The organism is Pseudomonas farsensis (assembly GCF_014268805.2).
GTDB lineage: Bacteria > Pseudomonadota > Gammaproteobacteria > Pseudomonadales > Pseudomonadaceae > Aquipseudomonas > Aquipseudomonas farsensis.
The window spans coordinates 296,924-319,892 of sequence record NZ_JABWRF020000003.1; the positions used below are offsets into that span (position 1 = coordinate 296,924).

Below are 22,969 nucleotides of genomic sequence, written 5' to 3' on the forward strand. Positions count from 1 at the left end.
AATGCGCGCCGGTTTTTTCAGGGGCGAACCATGAGCACAGAAGATCCACGCTTTGCCGGCGTCGCCCGGCTGTACGGCGATGAGGGGCTGCAACGCCTGGGCCGCGCCCACGTCGGTGTGGTCGGTATCGGCGGCGTTGGCTCGTGGGTGGCCGAGGCCCTGGCGCGCAGTGGCGTCGGTGAAATCAGCCTGTTCGACCTCGACGATGTCTGCGTCAGCAATACCAACCGCCAGGCCCATGCCCTGGACGGCCAGGTCGGGCGGGCCAAGGTCGAAGTGATGGCCGAGCGCCTGCGGGCCATCAACCCGGCCTGTGCGGTGCATGCGGTGGCTGATTTCGTCACCCGCGAAACCATGGCCGAGTACATCACCGAGCAGATGGACTGCGTGGTGGACTGCATCGACAGCGTGATGGCCAAGGCTGCGCTGATTGCCTGGTGTCGCCGGCGCAAGATCGCCGTGGTGACCACCGGTGGGGCGGGTGGGCAGATCGACCCGACCCAGATCCAGGTCGGTGACCTCAACAAGACGTTCAACGACCCGCTGGCCTCGCGGGTACGCTCCACGTTGCGCCGCGACTACAACTTCTCGCGCAATACCAGCCGTAACTATGGCGTGCCGTGCGTGTTCTCCAGCGAGCAACTGCGCTACCCCAAGGGTGATGGCAGTGTGTGCCTGCAGAAGAGCTTTGTCGGCGAAGGCGTGCGCCTGGACTGCTCGGGCGGTTTTGGTGCGGTGATGATGGTGACCGCGACCTTTGGCATGGTGGCCGCGAGCAAGGCCATCGAAAAACTGGTGGCCGGTGCGCGGCGCCCGGCAGAGCGGGCCAAGGCTGAGTGAGTTACTGCGCCTGACGCTGTAGCTCGGCCATGCGCTGCAGCACCGCGTGCAGCCCATTGCTGCGCGAGGGCGAAAGCTGGCGCTCCAGCCCAAGCTGGGTGAACCACTCGCGCAAGTCCAGTGCCGACAGCTCATCACTGGCAAGGCCCTGCACGCGCACCAGCAGCATTGCCAGCAGCCCGCGCAACAGCCGCGCGTCGCTGCTGGCCTTGAACTGCCAGCCGCCGTCCTGCTGGCGGGCGACCAGCCACACCAGGCTTTCGCAGCCGTGTACCCGGTTTGCCTCGGTCTTTTCGCTGTCCGCCAACGGTTCGAGGCGCTCGCCCCACTGCATCAACAGGCGCGCCCGCTGCTCCCAGCCGCGGGCTTGAGTGAAGCTCTCAAGCGCCTGGCTGGCTTGGCTTGGCAGGCTCATCGCAACAGCTCCAGGCCTTGGTCGAGCGCCTCGAAGAAGCGCTGCACATCGTCACCATCGCTGTACAACCCAAGCGACACGCGGATTGCCCCCTCCAGCCCCAAGCCCTTGAGCAGCGGCATGGCGCAATGATGCCCGGCCCGCACGGCAACGCCCTGCTCGGTGAGCAGGTGGGCGATATCGGCGTTGTGCACGCCTTCGATGACGAAACTGGCCAGCGCCGCCTGTGGCGCGCCAAGCACGCGAATACCCTCGCGCTCGGCCAGCCCGCGCAGCAGCGACTGGTGCAGGGCGGCTTCGTGGCGGCCAATGGCATCGGCGTCGAGGCTCGCCAGGTAATCCAGCGCCGCGCCCAAGCCAATCACCGCGCCAATCGGCGGCGTGCCGGCCTCGAAACCCAGAGGCGCCGGGCGAAAACTGGCGCTTTGGTAATCCGCCTGCTGCACCATCTCGCCGCCAAACTGCCAGTGGCGTAGCAGTGCCAGGGCCGACTCCCGGCCGTACAGCACCCCGACACCCTCCGGGCCATACAGTTTGTGGCCGGAAAATACATAAAAGTCGCAGCCCAACTGCTGCACATCGTGGCGGCCATGCACCACACCTTGTGCGCCGTCTACCACTGTCAGTGCGCCTTGGGCGCGGGCGTGGCTGAGCAGCGGCTCAAGCGGTTGCCAGGTGCCGAGCACATTGGACAGTTGGCTGACTGCCAGCAACCGTGTGCGCGGGCCGATCAGTTGCAAGGCCTGGTCGAGGTCGATGCGGCCCAGCTGGTTGACCGGCAGGACCACCAGCTTGAGGTTGCGTCGCTGCGCCAGTTGTTGCCAGGGCAGCAGGTTGGCGTGGTGCTCCAGGGCGCTGACGGCGATTTCATCACCGGCCTCGAAACGCCACTCAAGGCCGTAGGCCAGCAGGTTCAGCGCCGAGGTTGCGCCGTGGGTGAAGACGATCTGCCGGGCTTGCGCGGCATTGATCCAGGCGGCCACTTTGTCGCGGCTACCTTCGAACGCCTGGGTCGCCAGTGCGCCAGGCAAATGCTGGGCACGGTGCACATTGGCAGCGCCATGGCTGTAGTAATGGTTCAGGGCGTCGAGCAGGGCTTGGGGCTTCTGCGTGGTGGCGGCGCTGTCCAGGTAGGTCTGGTGCTGCCGTTGCAAGGCGCTGATGGCGGGAAAATCGGCACGCCAGGGGGAGGGCTGGAACATGTTTGCGGGGCCTGGAATGAAAAATCGGGTCTGGCGTTGGGCCAGACCCGATCTTATCACTTCACACCTGACGGTTCTCAGTTGTGGGCGTGCAGCGCCTCGTTCAGCTCGATGGCCGACTTGTGGGTCTTGCACTCCACAGCGCCGTTGAGCGAGTTGCGACGGAACAGCAGGTCGGTCTGGCCGGCCAGGTCACTGGCCTTGACCACTTTGACCAGCTCGTTGTGTTCGTCGAGCAGGTTCACCTTGGTACCGGCGGTGATGTACAGGCCGGCCTCGACGGTGTTGCGGTCGCCCAGCGGGATGCCGATACCGGCGTTGGCGCCGATCAGGCAGCCTTCGCCGACCTTGATGACAATGTTGCCGCCGCCCGAAAGCGTGCCCATGGTCGAGCAGCCGCCGCCAAGGTCTGAGCCTTTGCCGACGAACACGCCAGCGGAAACCCGGCCTTCGATCATGCCTGGGCCTTCTGTGCCGGCGTTAAAGTTGACGAAGCCTTCGTGCATGATGGTGGTGCCTTCGCCGATGTAGGCGCCCAGGCGCACACGGGCGGTGTCGGCGATACGCACGCCGGCCGGGACCACGTAGTCGGTCATCTTCGGGAACTTGTCCACCGAGAACACTTCCAGCAGCTCGCCCTTCAGGCGCGCTTCCAGCTGGCGCTCGGCCAGCTCGCTGAGGTCGACGGCGCCCTCGTTGGTCCAGGCGACGTTCGGCAGCAGCGGGAAGATGCCGGCCAGCGATACGGCATGTGGCTTGACCAGGCGGTGCGACAGCAGGTGCAGCTTGAGGTAGGCCTCTGGGGTGGAGGTCAGTGCAGCGTCTTCGGCCAGTACGGTAGCCACCAGCGGCTTGTGGCTTTCGGCCAGGCGGGTCAGCAGCGCGCCCTGGGCGGCATCGACAGCTTTGACGGCATCGGCCAGCTGCGCGGCCTGGGCGTTGCTGAAGGCGATGGCCTGGTTGCCACCCTGGTAACCGATGACCGGGGCAATGGCGGCGATCAGCTCGGCGCTTGGGTTGAGCAGGGGCTGTGCGTAGAAGACTTCCAGCCAGGCGCCCTGGCGGTTTTGGGTGCCGACGCCGAAGGCCAGGCTGAATGCAGTATTGGACATGGGATTACCTCGTACTAAATAGAATAGGGGCTCAGGCCAGGGCGGCGGCGTACAGGTCGGGCTTGAAGCCCACCAAGGTGCGCTCGCCAAGGTCGAGCACCGGGCGCTTGATCATCGACGGTTGGGCCAGCATCAGTTCGACGGCCTTGGCCTGGTCGAGGTCGGCTTTGCTGGCGTCGTCGAGTTTGCGGAAGGTGGTGCCGGCACGGTTGAGGATGACTTCCCAGCCGTGTTCGCTGCACCAGCGGTTCAGGCTGTCACGGTCGATGCCTTGAGCCTTGTAGTCGTGGAAATCGTAGGCGATGGACTGTTCTTCGAGCCACGTTCGCGCCTTTTTCATGGTGTCGCAGGCTTTGATGCCGTAAAGAATGTAAGTCATGTAATCAAAGGGTCAGGCTGGTTTCCCCAAGGCCTCCCCGGTTTCTCCCGAAAATGAGTCGCGCGATTATGCGACATCGGTTCGTACTGCGCCACGCCCGGCGGCGCTTGGGCAGTTTTGCAAGGTGTTTGGGCATCATTATGTTACATATTGGCCGGCCGGCTGCGACCATGGTGCAGCGGCCCCAGCGGGCGCTGGCCGTTACCATCGCGGGGCAAAGCGGTTGGCATTAGCCCATGGCCGTGTTTCACCCTGAAGTAGCACACCCGTTGATAAAGGAAGTGATTAGCCGATGCAGTCCGCCTACACCGTCCTCATCCTGCTGACGCTGGTAAGCCTGTCGAAACTGGTCGGGCGGATGATTCCGCTGCCGCTCCCGCTGGTGCAGATCGCCGCCGGTGCCTTGCTCGCCTGGCCGACGCTGGGCCTGCATGTGGCCCTGGACCCTGAGCTGTTCCTGTTTCTGTTCCTGCCGCCGCTGTTGTTCGCCGATGGCTGGCGCATTCCAAAGCGCGAGCTGTGGCGCATCCGCGGCCCGGTGGTGGCGCTGGCGGTGGGGTTGGTGTTGTTCACCGTGGTGGGCGCCGGCTACTTCATCCACTGGCTGCTGCCGAGCATTCCGTTGCCAGTGGCCTTTGCCTTGGCAGCGGTGCTGTCGCCAACTGACGCCGTGGCGGTCTCGGCCATTGCCCAGGACCGGCTGCCCACGCCGCTGATGCATATGCTCCAGGGCGAGGCGCTGATGAATGACGCTTCGGGCCTGGTGACTTTCAAGTTCGCCCTGGCTGCCGCCATTACCGGCGTGTTCTCGCTGGCTGATGCCAGTTTCAGCTTCGTGCTGGTGGCCTTGGGTGGGCTGGCGGTGGGCGTCGCCCTGAGCTGGCTGATCGGCCGCCTGCGCGCCTGGATGATCGCCCGCGGCTGGGATGACCCGGCCACCCACGTCGTGTTCATGCTGTTGCTGCCGTTCGCCGCCTATGTGCTGGCCGAGCGCCTGGGCGTGTCGGGTATTCTCTCGGCGGTGGCGGCCGGCATGATGCAGAGCTGGCTCGACCTGCTGCCCCGCCAGACCAGCACGCGCCTGCTCAACCGCAGTGTCTGGTCGTTGCTCGAATTTGCCTTTAACGGGTTGATCTTTCTGCTGCTGGGCCTGCAGTTGCCCGACATCATCAAGGCGGTGGTCAGCCATGAAGCCACGGTCTGGCCGACGCTTGCCTGGCGCTGCCTGGATGTACTGGCGATCTTCGCCGCCCTGATCGTGCTGCGGTTCATCTGGGTGCAGAGCATCTGGCGCTCGATTGGCGCGGTGCGGCGCTGGCGCGGCAAGCCGGCGCTGGTGCTGATGCCCACTGCGCGCTCCTGCTGGCTGCTGACCCTGGGCGGGGTGCGCGGTGCGGTAACCTTGGCCGGTGTGATGTCGGTGCCCTTGCTGATTGGCGCAGGCCAGGCCTTCCCCGAGCGCGACCTGCTGATTTTCATTGCCGCCGGGGTGATTCTGCTATCGCTGATCAGCGCCTGCATCGCTTTGCCGTTGCTGCTGCGTGGCATCACCAAAAGCCCTGATGAGCGCTTGCAGCAGGAGGTTCAGGACGCCTGGCGGCGCACGGCAGAGGCCGCTATCCATGCCTTGGAGGCTGAAGAAGTGATAGACGCCAGCGCGCCCCAGGATGCCGCCCAGGCAACCCTTGCCACGGAGCTTAAGGCGCGCTTGATGGCCGAGTACCGCGATGAGCTGGACAGCTACAACGACACCGCCGAGGCCCGCGCCCTGGCCGAACAGATGGACCTGCTCGAACGCAGATTACGGGTGCGTGCCCTGCGCGCCCAGCGCCTGGAACTGTACAACCTGCATCGCCAGCACCTGGTGGGTGATGAGGTGGTGCGCCAGGTGCTGGGCGAGTTGGACATGAGCGAGGCCAATCTGGGGCATATTAAGTAGCGGGCTTGGTTGCAGAGCGTCGAGCGGTCGAGGCGGACGAAGAACTCATCCACGCTTATGAACCCGTCGCTGTCGATGTCGACCTGCTTGATGATCTCATCGAAAGCCGCCTCGCTATAGGTGTCGCTCCCGGCCAGGCGCAGCTACTCCACAGATACTTTGCCGTCCCCGTGGTGGTCCGGCTCCAGTAGCGTTTGCCGCGCTGCGTCACAGCTGTCGGCGTTGCACTCTGCTACAAGGTCGTTAACGAGAGGTTGCAGAGTGGCAGGGTCTACTCGGCCAGGGTAGGCCATGGCGATGGCCTGTTTGTCTTTTTGGCTGAGCACGTAGCTGGCCGCAATTTCATAACCGTCCAGCGTGTCGGCCTTGTCGATTGCGTAATGCATGATCGACTTCTTGTCGTAGCGCAGGACGATGCGGTCGTCGGCGTCTGGCGCACGGAAATAGTTTGCTTGCAGGGCCTCTTCGATGCTGTTTGCGTATAGCGCGGCGTCCATGTTGCCCTGGGGTCTCTGCTCAATCAGCTTGTCGCGCAGTGCATCCACGTTCCACGGAATATTGGCATCCGGGTGCAGGTGCTCGTGATGCAGGCCCAAGGCATGGCCGAACTCGTGCAGTACGGAGCGGTTGATCAGGTTCCTCGCGACTTCACGAGATTGCGCGTCGAGGGGCAGGAGTGGGTCCTCGGGGTCTTCTGGGTCTTCGGGGTATTCGTCAATGACCCAATCGTAGTAAGGGCTCGGATCGAGGGTCATGGTTTCGTAGTCGTACTCACCCTCGCTGTTGCCAACAATACTGTGGTTGAGCAATGGCGGCCCGTCGCTGCTGATACGAATCTGCGCACTGAAATCGTCGTCTTCACGCAGCTCGAATTGCAGATTGGCATAGTCCAGCCATTGACGGGCAGTCTCATACACGTGCTGCTTGAAGTCAGGGTCGGGGTCATCCAGAAACGAGATGCCCAGCGTTTGGCCAGGTGTCCACAGTACCGAACGCACGATGAGCGAGCGTTTTTTACGTGGCGCTGCCTGGGTGGGTTTGGTGGGTTCTAGCAGCTGCTGCAGGGTATGGGCAGCTTTGGCATTCAGCGTGTTGGTCATTGCGGTGCTCTCCAGATTGACGGAAAAGCAATATGCAGGGGCTGTGCAGGGGCAGGGCGGTAGCTATTGCTATTCCGGCAGCCTTGCTCAGGGGCAAGGCTGCCGGTGATCGGCGCTGCTCTCAAGCGGCGCGCGCAGGTGGCTCTGCTGCTCGGCAGAGGCCTGCCAGCTGATTATCTACCTGGGTACAGGGTGCGGGCGGCCTGCTTGTCCTTCTCGCTCAGCCGCAGGTTCAGGCCTGTTTCATAGTCGCCCAGGGTGTGCGTCTGCAGGACCGCGTAATGCATGATCGATTCCGGGTCATAAGGCAAAACCTTAAGATTCTCCTGCGGCATCGGCAGAAAATTATCCGCCAGCTCCGCTTCCATCTTGTCTTCGATTTCCTCATCAGGAACGCCTTCATCGGCAAGAATGCCCCGGATCAGGCTACGCAGCGCTTCCAGATCCCAGGGGATGTTGGCTTCTGGGTGTTGATGCTCGTGATGCAGGCCGAGCGCGTGGCCGAATTCGTGAAGAACCGTGTGTTCGAACAGGTCGTGGCCCGGTGGGCAGCCAATCAGCATGCTGGCGCCTTCCTGTTGCATCGACTGGGTACCCTGCAAGCTGAAACTGGCGTTCTCGGGGCCGATCCGGATTTCGGCGGTGGCGTCCTCATCGTCGACCCGTTCGAACTGAAGGTTGGCGTACTCCAGCCATTCGCTGGCAGCCGCGAATATTGCCTTTTTGACGTCGTCTTCGGTTTGGTCCACGAAGGATATTCGCAGGTTCTGGCCTGGGGTCCAAAGACGGGATGGCTCGCTTATCGAGCGCTTGCGTCGCGAGCGCGATGCCGCGGCAGGTGCAGACAATTTCTTGCGGATGGAATGTACAACATTGTTAATCAGGGCGTCGCTCATGTCATGCGTCCTCGTTGAATGAGGGTGACAGGATCAGCGCAGGGTGGGGCGGGCGGGTGTTATTTATGTAGTGCGTCGGCAGATGACGTCACGTTGCTTGATGGGCCTAGGGGCGTGCCTGGCTGTGGTGCAGGCCGCCCCCACCCAGCGGATCAACGTGCTTGCAGGAACGCGCGAATCCGCTCGGCAGCCTCGATGCATTCGGCCAGTGGCGCAACCAGCGCCATGCGCACACGCCCGGCACCCGGGTTGACGCCATCGACCTCACGGGACAGGTACGAGCCTGGCACCACGGTCACGTGCTCAGCGGCGAACAGGTCGCGGGTGAACTCGGCGTCGCAGGCATTTACCTTGGCCCACAGGTAGAAGCTGCCATCCGGGCGCTGTACGTCCATCACCGGCTGCAGGATGTCGAGCACGGCATCGTACTTGGCGCGGTACTGGTCGCGGTTTTCACGCACATGGGCTTCGTCGTTCCAGGCCGCGATGCTGGCCAGTTGCGTTTGTACCGGCATGGCGCAGCCGTGATAGGTGCGGTACAGCAGGAACGGCTTGATGATGCTGGCGTCGCCCGCCACGAAGCCCGAACGCAGGCCCGGCAGGTTGGAGCGCTTGGACAGGCTGTGGAACACCACGCAGCGGGCGAAATCGCTGCGGCCAAGCTCGGCGCAGGCACTGAGCAGGCCGGGAGGCGGGGTGGCCTCGTCAAAGTACAGCTCGCTGTAGCATTCGTCGGCGGCGATCACGAAGTCGTGCTCATCGGCCAGGGCAATCAGCTTTTTCAGGGTTTGCATCGGCACCAAGGCGCCGGTGGGGTTGCCTGGCGAGCACAGGAACAGAATCTGGCAGCGCTGCCACACCTCGGCAGGCACTGCGTCGAAGTCCGGGTTGAAGCCGTTGTCTTCAAGGCACGGCAGGTAGTGCGGGGTAGCACCGGCCAGCAGCGCTGCGCCTTCGTAGATCTGATAGAACGGGTTGGGGCTGACCACCAGCGCGTCGTCGCTGCGGTTGACCACGGCCTGGGTAAAGGCGAACAACGCTTCGCGGGTGCCGTTGACCGGCAGGATGTGGCGCTCGGCGTCTAGCCACCCGGCTGGCACGTTGAAGCGCCGCTCGCACCACTGGCCAATGGCCTGGCGCAGGGCCGGCAGGCCCAGTGTGCTCGGGTACACCGCCAGCTTGTCGAGGTTGTCGACCATGGCCTGGGCGACGAACGCCGGCGAGGCATGCTTCGGCTCACCGATCGACAGGGCGATGGCTTGTTTGCCCGCTGCCGGGGTGACGCTGGCGAGCAGGGCACGCAGTTTCTCGAACGGGTAGGGCTGAAGCTGGGTCAGGGCGTGGTTCATCGGCGCAAGGTCTCGTAATCGTCAAAAGGTGATGCGGTTCGGGCTGGCTTCGCTGGCCGGTGCGGCTTGTAGCTGCTGGACGATGGCTTCCTGCAGGCGGCTGCACAGTTGCGGGTCGGACAGCGGCTGGTTGTCGGCATCGGTGATGAAGAACACGTCTTCTACCCGTTCGCCCAGGGTGGCGATCTTGGCGTTCTGCAGTGACAGGTCGAACTCCAGGAAGATGCGCCCCAGACGCGCCAGCAGGCCTGGGCGGTCAGGGGCGGTGATCTCGAGGATGGTCACCGCGCGTTGGGCGTCGTTGAGAATCGTCACCTGCGGGGCAAAATTGAAGTGCTTGAGCTGGCGCGGCACCCGGCGCTGAATGATGGTCGGGTAGTCCTCGGGGTTGCGCAGCGCTTCGGTCAGGCCATCGCGGATCTGTTTGACCCGCTGCGGGTTGTCGCCAATCGAGCCACCGTCGTTGTCGAGCACTATATAAGTGTCGAGGGTGAACTGGCTGCTCGAGGTAATGATGCGGGCGTCATGGATGTTCAGGTTGAGCTGGGACATCGCGGCCACGGTCACGGCGAAGAAGTCATGCTGGTCGGGGGCATAGATGAAGATCTGCGTGCCGCCCTCGAACTCGCGCCGGGTGGTTTCCTTGATCAGCACCAGCGGGCCGCCATCTGCCGGCTGCTGCAGGATGGCGTCGGTGTGCCAGGCCACATCGGCGGCATTGTGCTTGAGGAAGTAGTCGTCGCCCAATTGCGACCACAGTTGCTCGACGTCGTCCGGGTCGGTGCCTTCGCGTACCAGAATGTCCAACGCTGAGCTTTGCGTCTGGCGGATCTGTTCTTCGCGGTCCAGCGGGTTTTCAAGGCCGCGGCGCAGCGCGCGCTTGGTCTCGGTATAAAGCTGGCGCAACAGGCTGGCACGCCACGAGTTCCAAAGGCTGGGGTTGGTGGCGTTGATGTCGGCGACGGTCAGCACGTAGAGGTAGTCCAGACGGGTTTCGTCGCCGACATGCAGGGCAAAGTCGTTGATCACCTGCGGGTCGGAGAGGTCCTTGCGCTGGGCGGTGGTCGACATCACCAGGTGGTTCTGCACCAGCCAGACGATCAGCCGGCTGTCCCAGGCGGGGAGTTGATGGCGCTCGCAGAACACCTTGGCGTCCACCGCACCGAGTTCGGAGTGGTCGCCTTGGCGGCCCTTGCCGATGTCGTGGTACAGCCCGGCCAGGTAGATCAGCTCAGGCTTGGGCAGGTGCCCCATGAGCTTGCTGGCCAGCGGGAATTTCTCCGAAACCGGCGTGTACTGCAGCTTGCGCAGGTGCTTGATGAGGTTGAGGGTGTGCGCATCGACCGTATAGATGTGGAACAAGTCATGTTGCATCTGCCCGACGATCAGGCCGAACTCCGGCAGGTAGCGGCCCAGGATGCCATAGCGGTTCATCCGCCGCAGGTTGCGGTGAATGCCGATTTCACACTTGAACAGCTCGATGAACAGGCTGGTGTTACGGATATCGTTGCGGAACTTGTCGTCGATCAGGTGCCGGTGTTCACGCAGCAGGCGCACCGTGTCGGCGCGTACGCCTTTGATCTCGGGGTGCTGGGCCATCAGCACGAAGATTTCGAGCATGGCGAACGGGGTGCGCTGGAACACCTTCGGGTTGGCCGCTTCTATATAACCGTCATGCAGGCGGAACCGCGCGTTCAGCGGCTGCGTGGTGCCGCTGTCGTCATCGGCCAGAATGACTTCTTCGAAATGCTGGATGATCAGGTCGCACAGCTGGCTGATGCTCATCACCACCCGGTAGTACTGCTGCATGAACTGCTCGATGGCGCGCTTGGGGTTTTCGTCGCCGTACCCCAGCAGCCCGGCAATGCTGCGCTGGTGGTCGAACAGCAGGCGGTCTTCGGCGCGCCCGGCAAGCATGTGCAGGGCATAGCGCACCCGCCACAGAAACGCCTGGGATGACGCCAGCAGCTCGTTTTCGCTCTCAAGCAAAAAGCCTTCGCCGGCCAGGGCATGCAAGTTGAGCGTGCCGTACTGGCGACGGGCTACCCACAGCACTGTCTGGATGTCGCGCAACCCGCCCGGCGAGCCTTTGACGTTGGGCTCCAGGTTGTACTCGGTGTCGTTGTACTTGTGGTGGCGGGCCTTGAGTTCGGCGCGCTTGGCCAGGAAGAACTCCCGGCTTGGCCACATGTGCGCGGTGCTGGTCACCTCGAGCATGCGCAGGCGCAGTGGCTCGGGGCCGGCGATGGTGCGGCTTTCCATCAGGTTGGTGATGATGGTCAGGTCGGCCCGGGCTTGCTCGGCGCATTCGGCAACGCTGCGAACGCTCTGGCCGACTTCAAGGCCGATGTCCCACAACAGGGTCAGGAAGCGTTCGATGGCGTCGCGGTACTGCTCGTGGTCGGCGTCGCTCAGCAGGATCAGCAGGTCGATGTCCGACCAGGGGTGCAGCTCGCCACGGCCGTAGCCGCCCACCGCCACCAGGGCGATGCCGTCCGGGTTGCCCCAGTCGAATTGCTGCCAGGCCTGCTGCAGGATGTTATCGACGAACCAGGCGCGATCCTCGATCAGCCGGCGAATCTCGCCACCTTCGCGAAAGCGCCGGTCGAGCACTTCGCCCGCCATGCGCAGGGCCTTCTTGAAGGCTGCAATGGGGCTGGACTTGAGGGCCAGTTCCGCCTGGAACTGGCCGCGGTCGAACAGCTCGGAATCCACCTGGGGCATCGAGTCGCGTTCCTGTTGGCTGGGCGTCAGGCCGAAATGCGCGGCAGGGTGTCATCCTTGCGCAGGGTAAAGATCTCGTAGCCGGTCGCGGTCACCACGAGGGTGTGCTCCCACTGCGCCGAGAGCTTGCGGTCCTTGGTGATGGCGGTCCAGCCATCGCCCAGCACCTTGGTGTCGGCCTTGCCCTGGTTGATCATCGGCTCGATGGTGAAGGTCATGCCTTCCTTGAGCTCCATGCCGGTGCCGGCGCGGCCGTAGTGCAGGATTTGCGGCTCTTCATGGAACACCTTGCCGATGCCGTGGCCACAGAACTCGCGCACCACCGAAAAACCATTTTTTTCGGCATGCTTCTGGATCACTTCACCGATGTCGCCCAGGCGGCAGCCAGGCTTGACCAGCTCGATGGCCTTGTAGAGGCATTCCTGGGTGACCTTGGACAGGCGCTCGGCCCATGGCGCAACGGTGCCGACGTGGAACATGCGGCTGGTATCGCCGTGGTAGCCGTTCTTGATCACGGTCACGTCGATGTTGAGCGTGTCGCCATCCTTGAGCGGCTTGTCGTTGGGGATGCCGTGACAGACCACGTGGTTGATCGAGGTGCAGATCGACTTCGGGTAGCCCTTGTAGTTGAGCGGTGCCGGGATCGCCTGCTGGACGTTGACGATGTAGTCGTGGCAGATGCGGTCGAGCTCTTCGGTGGTGACACCGGGCTTGACGTGCTCTTCGATCATTTCCAGCACTTCGGCGGCCAGGCGGCCGGCGATGCGCATCTGTTCGATGTCTTCTGCGGTCTTGATGGTGACGGTCATTACAGGCTCTCTAGCGGCGCCGCGTACGGCGCGAACGATACGGAAAGGCCTCATTCTAACAGAGGGTGGCCGCAAACAGGCAGCACGGCCCGGCGCAGGGCGCTTTTGCAGGTTGCAGTCGCCTTGAACGGCAAGCTGCTTAAAGTCAGTTCCGTCCGGGCGCGGTCTGTGGTATAAAGTGCGCCGCTTTCAGGGGACGACCCCTGTGAGCTTAAACCCACACACGTGTCGACACGATGGCCTGGGTGCCCCGCTTCCTACGGACGCGCGGGTTGGTCATTGGGATGCGTGGAGGCCCAACCCGACTTATCAAGGAACTATCATGTCCCAAGTCAACATGCGCGATATGCTGAAGGCCGGTGTGCACTTCGGTCACCAGACCCGTTACTGGAACCCGAAAATGAACAAGTTCATCTTCGGTGCGCGCAACAAGATTCACATCATCAACCTGGAAAAAACCCTGCCTATGTTCAACGACGCCCTGGCGTTCGTAGAGCGTCTGGCTCAGGGCAAGAACAAGATCATGTTCGTCGGCACCAAGCGTTCCGCCGGCAAGATCGTCGCCGAGCAAGCTGCTCGTTGCGGTTCGCCATACGTTGATCACCGCTGGTTGGGCGGCATGCTGACCAACTACAAAACCATCCGTGCATCGATCAAGCGTCTGCGTGATCTGGAAGTCCAGGCTGAAGATGGCACTTTCACCAAGCTGACCAAGAAAGAAGCCCTGATGCGTTCGCGCGATCTGGAAAAACTGGATCGCAGCCTGGGCGGCATCAAGGACATGGGCGGTCTGCCAGACGCTCTGTTCGTCATCGACGTTGATCACGAGCGCATCGCGATCACCGAAGCCAACAAACTGGGTATCCCGGTTATTGGTGTTGTCGATACCAACAGCAGCCCAGAAGGCGTTGACTACGTCATTCCAGGCAACGACGACGCCATTCGCGCCATCGAGCTGTACATGACTTCGATGGCTGACGCTGTCATCCGCGGCCGCAACCACGTTGCTGGCGGCACCGAAGTCTACGCTGAAGAAGCGGCTGCACCTGCTGCTGAGTAATAGGCGCTAGCGTCTGACTTGGCACGCAAAAAGGGGGCTTGGCCCCCTTTTTGCCACCTTGAAATCCTGCTGCAGCAACCGCCCCGCATCATGGGTGCGCAGATGCACAAGGCAGCGGATTCGCAGAATTTTAACGCCCGTCACAAGCGGGTGGAATGGTTGAAAAACTTTCCAAGAGGATTTTGAAATGGCAGCAATTACTGCAGCGCTGGTCAAAGAACTGCGCGAGCGTACTGGCGAAGGCATGATGGATTGCAAAAAGGCCCTGGAAAAGGCCGACGGCGACATCGAAAAAGCCATTGACGACATGCGCGCCTCGGGCGCCATCAAGGCCGCCAAAAAGGCTGGCAACGTCGCTGCCGAAGGCGCTATCGCCATCAAGGCCGACGACAAGTCTGCCGTGCTGGTCGAAGTCAACTCGCAGACCGACTTCCTGGCCCTGCAAGACGACTTCAAGACCTTCGTCGCTGAAAGCGTCGAGCAAGCCTTCGCCGATAAGCTGACCGATGCCGCTCCGCTGATCGCTTCCCGTGAAGCTGCTCGCGAAGCCCTGGTTGCCAAGGTTGGCGAAAACGTCAACATTCGCCGCCTGGTGCGCGTTGAAGGTGACGTTGTCGGCACCTACCTGCACGGCAACAAGATCGGCGTTGCTGTGGTTCTGAAAGGCGGTGATGTTCAGCTGGCCAAAGAAATCGCCATGCACGTTGCAGCTTCGAACCCGGAATTCCTGGATGCATCGGAAATCTCCGCCGAAGCCATCGAGCGCGAGAAAGCCGTCTTCCTGCAGCTGAACGCTGACAAGATCGCTGGCAAGCCAGAAAACATCGTTGAGAACATGATCAACGGCCGTATCACCAAGTTCAAAGCCGAAGCGTCGCTCAAAGAGCAAGCCTTCGTCATGAACCCGGAGATCAAAGTCGGCGAACTGGCCAAGAAAGCCGGTGCCGAAATCGTTTCCTTCACCTACTTCAAAGTAGGCGAAGGCATCGAGAAGCCGGTCGACAACTTCGCTGAAGAAGTTGCTGCCCAGCTGGCTGCTGCCAAGCAGTAAGACAGCCCCGTCTGTCGCCCCAAAGAGGCTGCCCGCTCACGCGCGCAGCCTCTTTGTCAAAACGAGCAACGGTTTATAAGCCCGTTGCTCGCTGGCACTGAAGCAGTGCCACGCTACAGTTAGCAGGCTGCAAACAGCCCGCACGAATTTTCTACAGTACGCCGCAGGAGAGACTCGCAATGGCTCAGCAGGTGAGTGGTCGCCAACCTCGCTATAAACGCATTTTGCTCAAACTTAGCGGCGAGGCCCTGATGGGCTCGGAAGACTTCGGGATCGACCCGAAGGTGCTCGATCGCATGGCCCTGGAAGTCGGCCAGTTGGTTGGTATCGGTGTCCAGGTTGGCCTGGTGATCGGTGGTGGCAACCTGTTCCGCGGTGCAGCGCTCAGCGCAGCCGGCATGGACCGTGTTACCGGTGACCACATGGGCATGCTGGCCACGGTGATGAACGCCCTGGCCATGCGCGACGCCCTGGAGCGCTCGAACATCCCGGCGCTGGTCATGTCGGCCATTTCCATGGTCGGTGTCACCGATCATTACGATCGCCGCAAAGCTATTCGTCACCTCAACTCCGGTGATGTGGTAATTTTCTCCGCCGGTACCGGCAACCCGTTCTTCACCACCGACTCCGCAGCCTGCCTGCGCGCCATCGAAATCGATGCTGACGTGGTGCTGAAGGCGACCAAGGTCGATGGCGTGTACACTGCCGATCCATTCAAGGACCCGCATGCCGAGAAATTCGATCACCTCACCTACGACGAGGTGCTCGACCGCAAGCTCGGCGTCATGGACCTGACCGCAATCTGCCTGTGCCGCGACCACAAGATGCCATTGCGGGTATTCAACATGAACAAGCCTGGCGCCCTGCTTAACATCGTGGTGGGTGGCGCTGAAGGTACTCTGATCGAGGAAGGCCAAGCATGATCAACGACATCAAGAAAGACGCGCAGGAGCGCATGGGCAAGTCCATCGAGGCGCTGGGTCGCCACCTGGCTTCCATCCGCACCGGCCGTGCCCACCCAAGCATCCTGGACAGCGTCAAGGTCACGGCCTGGGGCAGCGAAATGCCGCTCAACCAGGTGGCTGCGATCAGCGTCGAAGACGCGCGCACCCTGAAGATCGTCGCCCACGACAAGAACCTCAGCGCCGCCATCGAGAAGGCCATCCTGACCTCGGACCTGGGCCTGAACCCGTCCAGCGCCGGCACCACCATCCGTGTGCCGATGCCTGCCCTGACCGAGGAAACCCGCAAGGGCTACACCAAGCAGGCCAGCGCTGTCGCCGAAGACGCCAAGGTCGCCGTGCGCAACGTGCGCCGTGACGCCCTGGCCGACCTCAAGAAGCTGACCAAGGACAAGGCCATCAGCGAAGACGAAGAACGTCGCGCTGCTGACGAGATCCAGAAGCTGACCGACAAGTTCGTCGCCGATGTCGACGCTGCGTTCAAAGCCAAGGAAAAGGACCTGTTGGCCGTCTAAGGTCGAGGTTTCTTAATGGAAAAGACCAAGCTGGCGGCACCGGGTTCGGTGCCGCGTCACGTCGCTATCATCATGGATGGCAACAACCGCTGGGCGAAGAAGCGTCTGCTGCCCGGCGTTGCCGGGCACAAGGCTGGCGTGGATGCCGTCCGTGCGGTGATCGAGGTGTGCGCCGAGGCGAAGGTCGAAGTGCTCACCCTGTTCGCCTTCTCCAGCGAGAACTGGCAGCGCCCGGCCGAAGAGGTCGGGGCGTTGATGGAGCTGTTCTTCACCGCTTTGCGCCGTGAGGCGCGGCGCTTGAACGACAACAACATTTCGCTGCGTATCATTGGCGACCGCTCGCGCTTTCACCCTGAATTGCAGGCGGCAATGCGCGAAGCCGAGGCGGCCACTGTTGGCAGCAACCGTTTCATCCTGCAGATCGCGGCCAATTATGGCGGCCAATGGGATATCGCCCAGGCTGCACAGCGGCTGGCGCGCGAGGTCCAGGCTGGGCATCTGCGCCCTGAGGACATCACCCCCGAGCTGCTGCAAACTTGCCTGGCAACCGGCGACCTGCCGCTGCCGGACCTGTGCATCCGTACCGGTGGTGAGCGGCGTATCAGCAATTTCCTGCTGTGGCAGCTGGCCTATGCCGAGCTGTACTTCTCCGACCTTTTCTGGCCGGACTTCAAACACGAGGCCATGCGCACCGCGCTGGCCGATTTCGCTTCGCGCCAGCGCCGCTTCGGTAAGACCAGCGAGCAGGTCGAGGCTGGAGCCCGTGCTTAATGCTTAAACAACGCATCATTACCGCGCTGATCCTGCTGCCGGTCGCCCTGTGCGGCTTCTTCCTGCTCAACGGCGGGGACTTCGCACTGTTCATCGGCCTGGTGGTGACGCTGGGTGCCTGGGAATGGGCGCGTCTGGCCGGGCTTGCAGCCCAGCCGCTGCGCATTGCCTACGCCGCTGTCGTCGCCGGTGGCCTGATGCTGCTGTACATCTTGCCGGAGCTTGCACCGTGGGTGCTGGGCGCCTCGGTGATCTGGTGGGCGCTGGCGACCTGGCTGGTGCTGACCTATCCACGCAGCAACGAAATGTGGGCCAGCGCCGCCTGTCGTCTGCTGATCGGCCTGCTGGTGCTGTTGCCGGCCTGGCAAGGGTTGGTGCTGCTCAAGCACTGGCCGCTGGGCAACTGGCTGATCCTCGCCGTCATGGTGCTGGTGTGGGCTGCCGATATCGGCGCGTATTTCTCCGGGCGTGCCTTCGGCAAGCGCAAGCTGGCACCGCAGGTCAGCCCCGGCAAGAGCTGGGAAGGTGTCTATGGCGGCATGGTGGTCAGCCTGCTGATTACCCTGGGCGTTGGCCTGAGCCGCGACTGGAGCATTGGCCAACTGCTGCTGGGCCTGTTGGGCGCGGTAGTGGTGGTGATGTCGTCGGTGGTCGGTGACCTGACCGAAAGCATGTTCAAGCGCCGCGAGGGCATCAAGGACAGCAGCAACCTGTTGCCGGGCCATGGCGGCGTGCTTGATCGCATCGACAGCCTGACCGCCGCCATCCCGATGTTCGCCGTGCTGCTGTGGGCTGCTGAATGGGGTGTGATGTGAGTCATCCGCAGCGCATTACCGTGCTGGGGGCCACCGGCTCCATCGGTTTGAGCACCTTGGATGTCATCGCCCGTCACCCGGACCGCTACCAGGTATTCGCGCTGAGCGGCTATTCGCGCGTCGATGAGTTGCTGGCCCTGTGCCTGCGCCATCGCCCGGCGTTTGCCGTGCTGCCCAGCAGCGAGGCTGCTGCGCGGCTGCGTGAAGGGCTGCGGGCTGCGGGCTGTGACACCGAAGTGCTGGAAGGCGAGGGTGGCTTGTGCCAGGTGGCGGCGGCCCCGGAAGTGGATGCGGTGATGGCGGCCATTGTCGGCGCAGCGGGTTTGCGCCCGACGCTGGCGGCGGTTGAAGCCGGCAAGAAGGTGCTGCTGGCCAACAAAGAGGCCCTGGTAATGTCCGGGGCGCTGTTCATGGACGCGGTGCGCCGCAGTGGCGCGGTACTGCTGCCCATCGACAGCGAGCACAACGCGATTTTCCAGTGCATGCCCGGCGACTACGCCCGTGGCTTGAGTGCGGTCGGGGTGCGGCGCATCCTGCTGACGGCCTCAGGCGGCCCGTTCCGTGAAACGCCGGCTGCTGCGCTGCAGGATGTTACCCCCGAGCAGGCCTGCGCCCACCCCAATTGGTCGATGGGGCGCAAGATTTCCGTCGATTCGGCGAGCATGATGAACAAGGGCCTTGAGTTGATCGAGGCCTGCTGGCTGTTCGATGCAGCGCCGAGCCAGGTAGAAGTGGTGGTGCACCCGCAGAGCGTGATCCACTCGCTGGTCGATTACATCGACGGTTCGGTGCTCGCTCAGTTGGGTAACCCGGACATGCGCACCCCCATTGCCAATGCCTTGGCCTGGCCTGAGCGCATTGACTCGGGCGTTGCCCCGCTGGACCTGTTCAGCATCGCCCGTCTGGATTTCCAGGCCCCCGACGAACAGCGCTTCCCTTGCCTGCGCCTGGCGCGTCAGGCTGCCGAGGCCGGCAACAGTGCACCAGCGGTGCTCAATGCCGCCAATGAAGTGGCGGTCGACGCCTTCTTGCAGCGGCGCATTCGCTTCCCCGAGATCGCGAGTATGATCGAGCAGGTACTGGAGCAAGAGCCTGTGCTGCCTGTTGCCACGCTCGATGCCGTATTCGCTGCCGACCAACGTGCCCGGGAGCTTTCCCGCGAGTGGCTGCGGCGCCACGGCCGCTGACCGCCAGCACGCCACCGGAGAACTGACATGTCTGCGCTTTACATGATTATTGGCACCCTGGTGGCACTGGGCGTGCTGGTCACGTTCCACGAGTTTGGCCACTTCTGGGTGGCGCGCCGTTGTGGCGTGAAGGTATTGCGCTTCTCGGTAGGCTTCGGCACGCCGCTGCTGCGCTGGCACGACCGCCACGGCACCGAGTTCGTGGTCGCGGCAATTCCGTTGGGCGGCTACGTCAAGATGCTCGACGAGCGCGAAGGCGACGTGCCGGCGGCGCTGGCCGGGCAGTCGTTCAACCGCAAATCGGTCCGCCAGCGTATCGCCATCGTCGCGGCGGGGCCCATTGCCAACTTCCTGCTGGCCATCCTGTTCTTCTGGTTGATCGCCATGTTGGGCACCCAGCAGGTGCGCCCGGTCATCGGCACGGTCGAGTCGGGCAGCCTGGCGGCGAGCGCAGGCCTGGTTGCCGGGCAGGAAATCGTCGCCATTGACGGCAAACCGACCAACGGCTGGTCGGCGGTCAATCTGCAACTGGTACGCCGGCTGGGTGAAAGCGGCACCCTGCGCGTCAATGTGCTGGATGAAGGCGCAACCACGCCGCGCCAGTACGACATTGCACTCAATGCCTGGCTCAAGGGCGCCGACGAGCCTGACCCGATTACCTCGCTGGGCCTGCGCCCATGGCGCCCTGCGGTGCTCCCGGTGCTGGCCGAGATTGACCCGCAAGGGCCGGCGGCTGCGGCCGGGCTCAAGAGCGGTGACACCTTGCTCGCCCTGGATGGCGCGGCGCTGGCCGACTGGCAGCAAGTGGTCGATGCGGTCCGAGCGCGCCCTGACAGCAAGGTCAGCCTGCGTATCGAGCGTGATGGCGCCCAGTTGGATGTGCCGGTAACCCTGGCTCGCAAGGGCGAGGGCAAGGCTGCCGGGGGTTACCTGGGGGCAGGCGTGAAAGCCGGCCAGTGGCCAGCGCCGATGCTGCGCGAGGTCAGCTACGGTCCGCTCGATGCGGTAGGGGAGGCCTTCTCGCGTACCTGGAACATGAGCGTGCTCACCGTTGAATCGCTGAAGAAAATGCTCTTCGGGGAGCTCTCGGTAAAAAACTTGAGCGGACCGATAACCATTGCTAAAGTGGCGGGCGCTTCAGCCCAGTCGGGTATCGGGGATTTCCTGAATTTCCTGGCCTATCTGAGCATAAGCCTAGGGGTTCTGAATTTGCTGCCCATCCCGGTACTGGATGGCGGCCATTTGCTGTTTTACCTGATCGAGTGGGCCCGAGGTCGTCCGCTATCGGATCGGGTACAAGGTTGGGGGGTCCAGATCGGTATCAGTTTGGTCGTAGGGGTGATGTTGCTCGCCCTGATCAACGATCTGGGTCGACTATAAAAGCTTCGCTCATTCGCGAAACCCGCCACGTTGTCTGCGGCGGGTTGTTTATTGCCAGTTGGAATAAAAGGACTTCATGAAACGTCTGCTGCTAACTGCGGTCCTCTCCGCACTGATGATCGCTGAAGTTCACGCCGAGTCCTTCACCATCTCCGATATCCGCGTCAACGGCCTGCAGCGGGTTTCCGCCGGCAGCGTGTTCGGCGCATTGCCGCTGAACGTGGGTGACCAGGTCGATGATCGACGTCTGGTCGACTCCACCCGTTCGCTGTTCAAGACCGGCTTCTTCCAGGACATCCAGCTGAATCGCGACGGCAATGTCCTGATCATCAACGTGGTCGAGCGTCCGTCGGTTGCCAGTATCGATATCGAAGGCAACAAGGCGATCAGCACCGAAGACCTGATGAAAGGCCTGAAACAGTCGGGCCTGGCCGAAGGTGAGATCTTCCAGCGGGCAACCCTGGAAGGCGTGCGTAACGAGCTGCAGCGCCAGTACGTGGCCCAAGGCCGCTACTCGGCCGAGGTGGACGCTGAAGTCGTCCCGCAGCCACGCAACCGTGTTGGCCTGAAAATCAAGATCAACGAAGGCACTGTCGCTGCCATCCAGCACATCAACATCGTCGGCAACACCGTGTTCGACGACGACGAGCTGGCCCAGCTGTTCGAGCTGAAAACCACCAACTGGCTGTCGTTCTTCAAGAACGACGACAAGTACGCCCGCGAAAAACTCTCCGGTGACCTCGAGCGCCTGCGCTCGTACTACCTGGACCGTGGCTATATCAACATGGATATCGCCTCTACCCAGGTTTCGATCACCCCGGACAAAAAACACGTCTACATCACGGTCAACGTCAACGAAGGCGAAAAATACACCGTGCGTGACGTCAAGCTCTCCGGCGACCTGAAAGTGCCGGAAGACCAGGTCAAGTCGTTGCTGCTGGTGCAGCCGGGCCAGGTGTTCTCGCGCAAGGTGATGACCACTACCTCCGACCTGATCACCCGTCGCCTGGGTAACGAAGGCTATACCTTCGCCAACGTCAACGGCGTGCCACAGCCGCACGACGAAGATCACACCGTCGATATCATGTTCGTGGTCGACCCTGGCAAGCGTGCCTACGTCAATCGCATCAACTATCGCGGCAACACCAAGACCGAAGACGAAGTACTGCGCCGTGAAATGCGTCAGATGGAAGGCGGCTGGGCTTCGACTTACCTGATCGACCAGTCCAAGACCCGCCTCGAGCGCCTGGGCTTCTTCAAGGAAGTCAACGTCGAGACCCCGCCGGTGCCAGGCACCGACGACCAGGTCGACGTCAACTACGCGGTCGAAGAACAAGCGTCCGGTTCCATCACCGCCAGCGTCGGTTTCGCCCAGAGCGCCGGCCTGATCCTCGGTGGTTCGATCAGCCAGAGCAACTTCCTCGGTACCGGTAACAAGGTGTCCATCGGCCTGACCCGTTCGGAATACCAGACCCGCTACAACTTCGGCTTTGTTGACCCCTACTTCACCGACGATGGTGTGAGCCTGGGCTATAACGCCTTCTACCGCAGCACCGACTACGACGACCTCGATGTCGACGTGGCCAGCTACGCTGTAGACAGCCTGGGTGCAGGTGTAAGCCTTGGCTACCCGATCAGCGAGACTTCGCGCCTGACCTACGGCCTGACCGTGCAGCAGGATGACATCAAGACTGGCCGCTATACCGTCGATGAGATCTTCAAGTTCCTGAAAGACGAGGGCGACAGCTTCCTCAACGTCAAGGCCTCGGTCGGCTGGTCCGAATCGACCTTGAACAAAGGTGTGCTGGCGACCCGTGGTCACTCGCAAAGCCTGACGCTTGAAACCACCGTGCCGGGCAGCGACCTGTCGTTCTACAAGCTCGACTACCGTGCGCAGATGTTCAAGCCGATCAACAACGACTACACCCTGCGCCTGCACACCGAAATGGGCTACGGTGACGGTTTTGGCTCTACCTCGGGTCTGCCGTTCTACGAGAACTACTACGCCGGTGGCTTCAACTCGGTACGTGGCTTCAAGGACAGCACCCTCGGCCCGCGCAGTACGCCGAGCACTGGCAAAAACCCCGGTACCGAGCGCGACCCGGACCAGGATCCATTGCCGTTCGGTGGCAACGTGCTGGTCCAAGGTGGTGTTGAACTGCTGTTCCCGCTGCCGTTCGTCAAGGATCAGCGCTCGCTGCGCACCTCCGTGTTCTGGGATGTGGGTAACGTGTTCGACACCAATTGCGGCTCCAAGCCTGATTGCTCGAAGGTCGGTTTCAGCGACATGGCAAGCTCCGTCGGTCTGGGTGTGACCTGGATCACTGCGCTGGGCCCGCTGAGCTTCAGCCTGGCGATGCCGATCAAGAAGCCGCAAGAAGCCGAAACCCAGGTCTTCCAATTCTCTCTGGGGCAGACCTTCTAAGGTCGCCCCTTACAACGACAACGGTTTATCCAGGAGTG

General features: G+C 62.6%; 20 protein-coding genes. 11 read left to right on the top strand and 9 right to left on the bottom strand.

Annotated features, from left to right (window positions below; all coding sequences use genetic code 11):
• Positions 1-30 precede the first annotated feature (30 nt).
• Positions 31-840, top strand: a complete 810-nt coding sequence (gene tcdA / locus HU719_RS17535; RefSeq protein ID WP_186536461.1) for a tRNA cyclic N6-threonylcarbamoyladenosine(37) synthase TcdA — start codon at positions 31-33, stop codon at positions 838-840.
• A 1-nt stretch (position 841) separates the two neighbouring features.
• Here the strand turns inward: tcdA and HU719_RS17540 are convergent, their stop codons facing one another.
• The 4 genes from HU719_RS17540 to HU719_RS17555 all read right to left on the bottom strand — a co-directional run bounded on the left by HU719_RS17540 (position 842) and on the right by HU719_RS17555 (position 3,948).
• The gene (locus tag HU719_RS17540; protein ID WP_186536460.1) at positions 842-1,255 is read right to left on the bottom strand and encodes a SufE family protein; all 414 of its coding nucleotides are present in this window, start codon (positions 1,253-1,255) and stop codon (positions 842-844) included.
• Complete coding sequence (locus HU719_RS17545) at positions 1,252-2,457, bottom strand: aminotransferase class V-fold PLP-dependent enzyme (protein WP_186516725.1); 1,206 nt, start codon at positions 2,455-2,457, stop codon at positions 1,252-1,254. Before HU719_RS17545 ends, HU719_RS17540 begins: the two co-directional genes overlap by 4 nt.
• Positions 2,458-2,534: 77 nt before the next feature.
• Positions 2,535-3,569, bottom strand: coding sequence for a 2,3,4,5-tetrahydropyridine-2,6-dicarboxylate N-succinyltransferase (gene dapD / locus HU719_RS17550; protein ID WP_186536458.1), 1,035 nt, complete (start codon positions 3,567-3,569; stop codon positions 2,535-2,537).
• A 31-nt stretch (positions 3,570-3,600) separates the two neighbouring features.
• A complete protein-coding gene (locus HU719_RS17555; protein ID WP_186516728.1) occupies positions 3,601-3,948 on the bottom strand; it encodes an ArsC family reductase in 348 nt (115 codons plus the stop codon).
• A 292-nt stretch (positions 3,949-4,240) separates the two neighbouring features.
• On the opposite strand from HU719_RS17555, the gene HU719_RS17560 reads away from it, so the two are divergent.
• Complete coding sequence (locus HU719_RS17560; protein ID WP_186536457.1) at positions 4,241-5,887, top strand: Na+/H+ antiporter; 1,647 nt, start codon at positions 4,241-4,243, stop codon at positions 5,885-5,887.
• Positions 5,888-6,030: 143 nt separating this feature from the next.
• Here HU719_RS17560 and HU719_RS17565 read toward each other — a convergent pair whose 3' ends face one another.
• The 5 genes from HU719_RS17565 to map all read right to left on the bottom strand — a co-directional run bounded on the left by HU719_RS17565 (position 6,031) and on the right by map (position 12,765).
• Positions 6,031-6,987 carry a zinc metalloprotease gene (locus HU719_RS17565; RefSeq protein WP_186516730.1) on the bottom strand — a complete coding sequence of 319 codons (957 nt, stop codon included), beginning with the start codon at positions 6,985-6,987 and terminating at the stop codon, positions 6,031-6,033.
• A 173-nt stretch (positions 6,988-7,160) separates the two neighbouring features.
• Positions 7,161-7,883, bottom strand: coding sequence for a M12 family metallopeptidase (locus HU719_RS17570; protein ID WP_186536456.1), 723 nt, complete (start codon positions 7,881-7,883; stop codon positions 7,161-7,163).
• A gap of 152 nt (positions 7,884-8,035) precedes the next feature.
• Entirely contained in the window at positions 8,036-9,232 is a 1,197-nt protein-coding gene (gene dapC / locus HU719_RS17575; protein WP_186536455.1) for a succinyldiaminopimelate transaminase, read from the bottom strand.
• Between the two features lie 21 nt (positions 9,233-9,253).
• Entirely contained in the window at positions 9,254-11,956 is a 2,703-nt protein-coding gene (locus HU719_RS17580) for a [protein-PII] uridylyltransferase (RefSeq protein WP_186536454.1), read from the bottom strand.
• Positions 11,957-11,982: 26 nt separating this feature from the next.
• Positions 11,983-12,765: a type I methionyl aminopeptidase gene (gene map / locus HU719_RS17585; protein WP_186516736.1), complete on the bottom strand. Its 783-nt coding sequence runs from the start codon at positions 12,763-12,765 to the stop codon at positions 11,983-11,985.
• 322 nt (positions 12,766-13,087) lie between these two features.
• Here map and rpsB point away from each other — a divergent pair, with 322 nt between their 5' ends.
• The 9 genes from rpsB (at position 13,088) to bamA (ending at position 22,931) form a co-directional block, all read left to right on the top strand.
• Positions 13,088-13,825: a 30S ribosomal protein S2 gene (gene rpsB / locus HU719_RS17590; protein ID WP_186516738.1), complete on the top strand. Its 738-nt coding sequence runs from the start codon at positions 13,088-13,090 to the stop codon at positions 13,823-13,825.
• A gap of 187 nt (positions 13,826-14,012) precedes the next feature.
• Entirely contained in the window at positions 14,013-14,876 is an 864-nt protein-coding gene (tsf, locus tag HU719_RS17595; RefSeq protein ID WP_186516740.1) for a translation elongation factor Ts, read from the top strand.
• A 179-nt stretch (positions 14,877-15,055) separates the two neighbouring features.
• Entirely contained in the window at positions 15,056-15,799 is a 744-nt protein-coding gene (gene pyrH / locus HU719_RS17600; protein ID WP_056796398.1) for a UMP kinase, read from the top strand.
• Positions 15,796-16,353: a ribosome recycling factor gene (gene frr / locus HU719_RS17605; RefSeq protein ID WP_186516742.1), complete on the top strand. Its 558-nt coding sequence runs from the start codon at positions 15,796-15,798 to the stop codon at positions 16,351-16,353. Before pyrH ends, frr begins: the two co-directional genes overlap by 4 nt.
• A gap of 15 nt (positions 16,354-16,368) precedes the next feature.
• The gene (uppS, locus tag HU719_RS17610; RefSeq protein ID WP_186516744.1) at positions 16,369-17,124 is read left to right on the top strand and encodes a polyprenyl diphosphate synthase; all 756 of its coding nucleotides are present in this window, start codon (positions 16,369-16,371) and stop codon (positions 17,122-17,124) included.
• A complete protein-coding gene (locus HU719_RS17615) occupies positions 17,124-17,939 on the top strand; it encodes a phosphatidate cytidylyltransferase (RefSeq protein WP_186516746.1) in 816 nt (271 codons plus the stop codon). The genes uppS and HU719_RS17615 overlap by 1 nt, the downstream gene beginning before the upstream one ends.
• Positions 17,936-19,126 (top strand): 1-deoxy-D-xylulose-5-phosphate reductoisomerase, encoded by a 1,191-nt coding sequence (ispC, locus tag HU719_RS17620; RefSeq protein ID WP_186516749.1) that lies wholly within the window; start codon positions 17,936-17,938, stop codon positions 19,124-19,126. The genes HU719_RS17615 and ispC overlap by 4 nt, the downstream gene beginning before the upstream one ends.
• 27 nt (positions 19,127-19,153) lie before the next feature.
• On the top strand, positions 19,154-20,506 hold the full coding sequence (gene rseP / locus HU719_RS17625) for an RIP metalloprotease RseP (RefSeq protein ID WP_186536453.1): 1,353 nt from the start codon (positions 19,154-19,156) through the stop codon (positions 20,504-20,506).
• Between the two features lie 76 nt (positions 20,507-20,582).
• On the top strand, positions 20,583-22,931 hold the full coding sequence (gene bamA / locus HU719_RS17630; protein WP_186516753.1) for an outer membrane protein assembly factor BamA: 2,349 nt from the start codon (positions 20,583-20,585) through the stop codon (positions 22,929-22,931).
• The last annotated feature ends 38 nt before the right edge of the window (positions 22,932-22,969 follow it).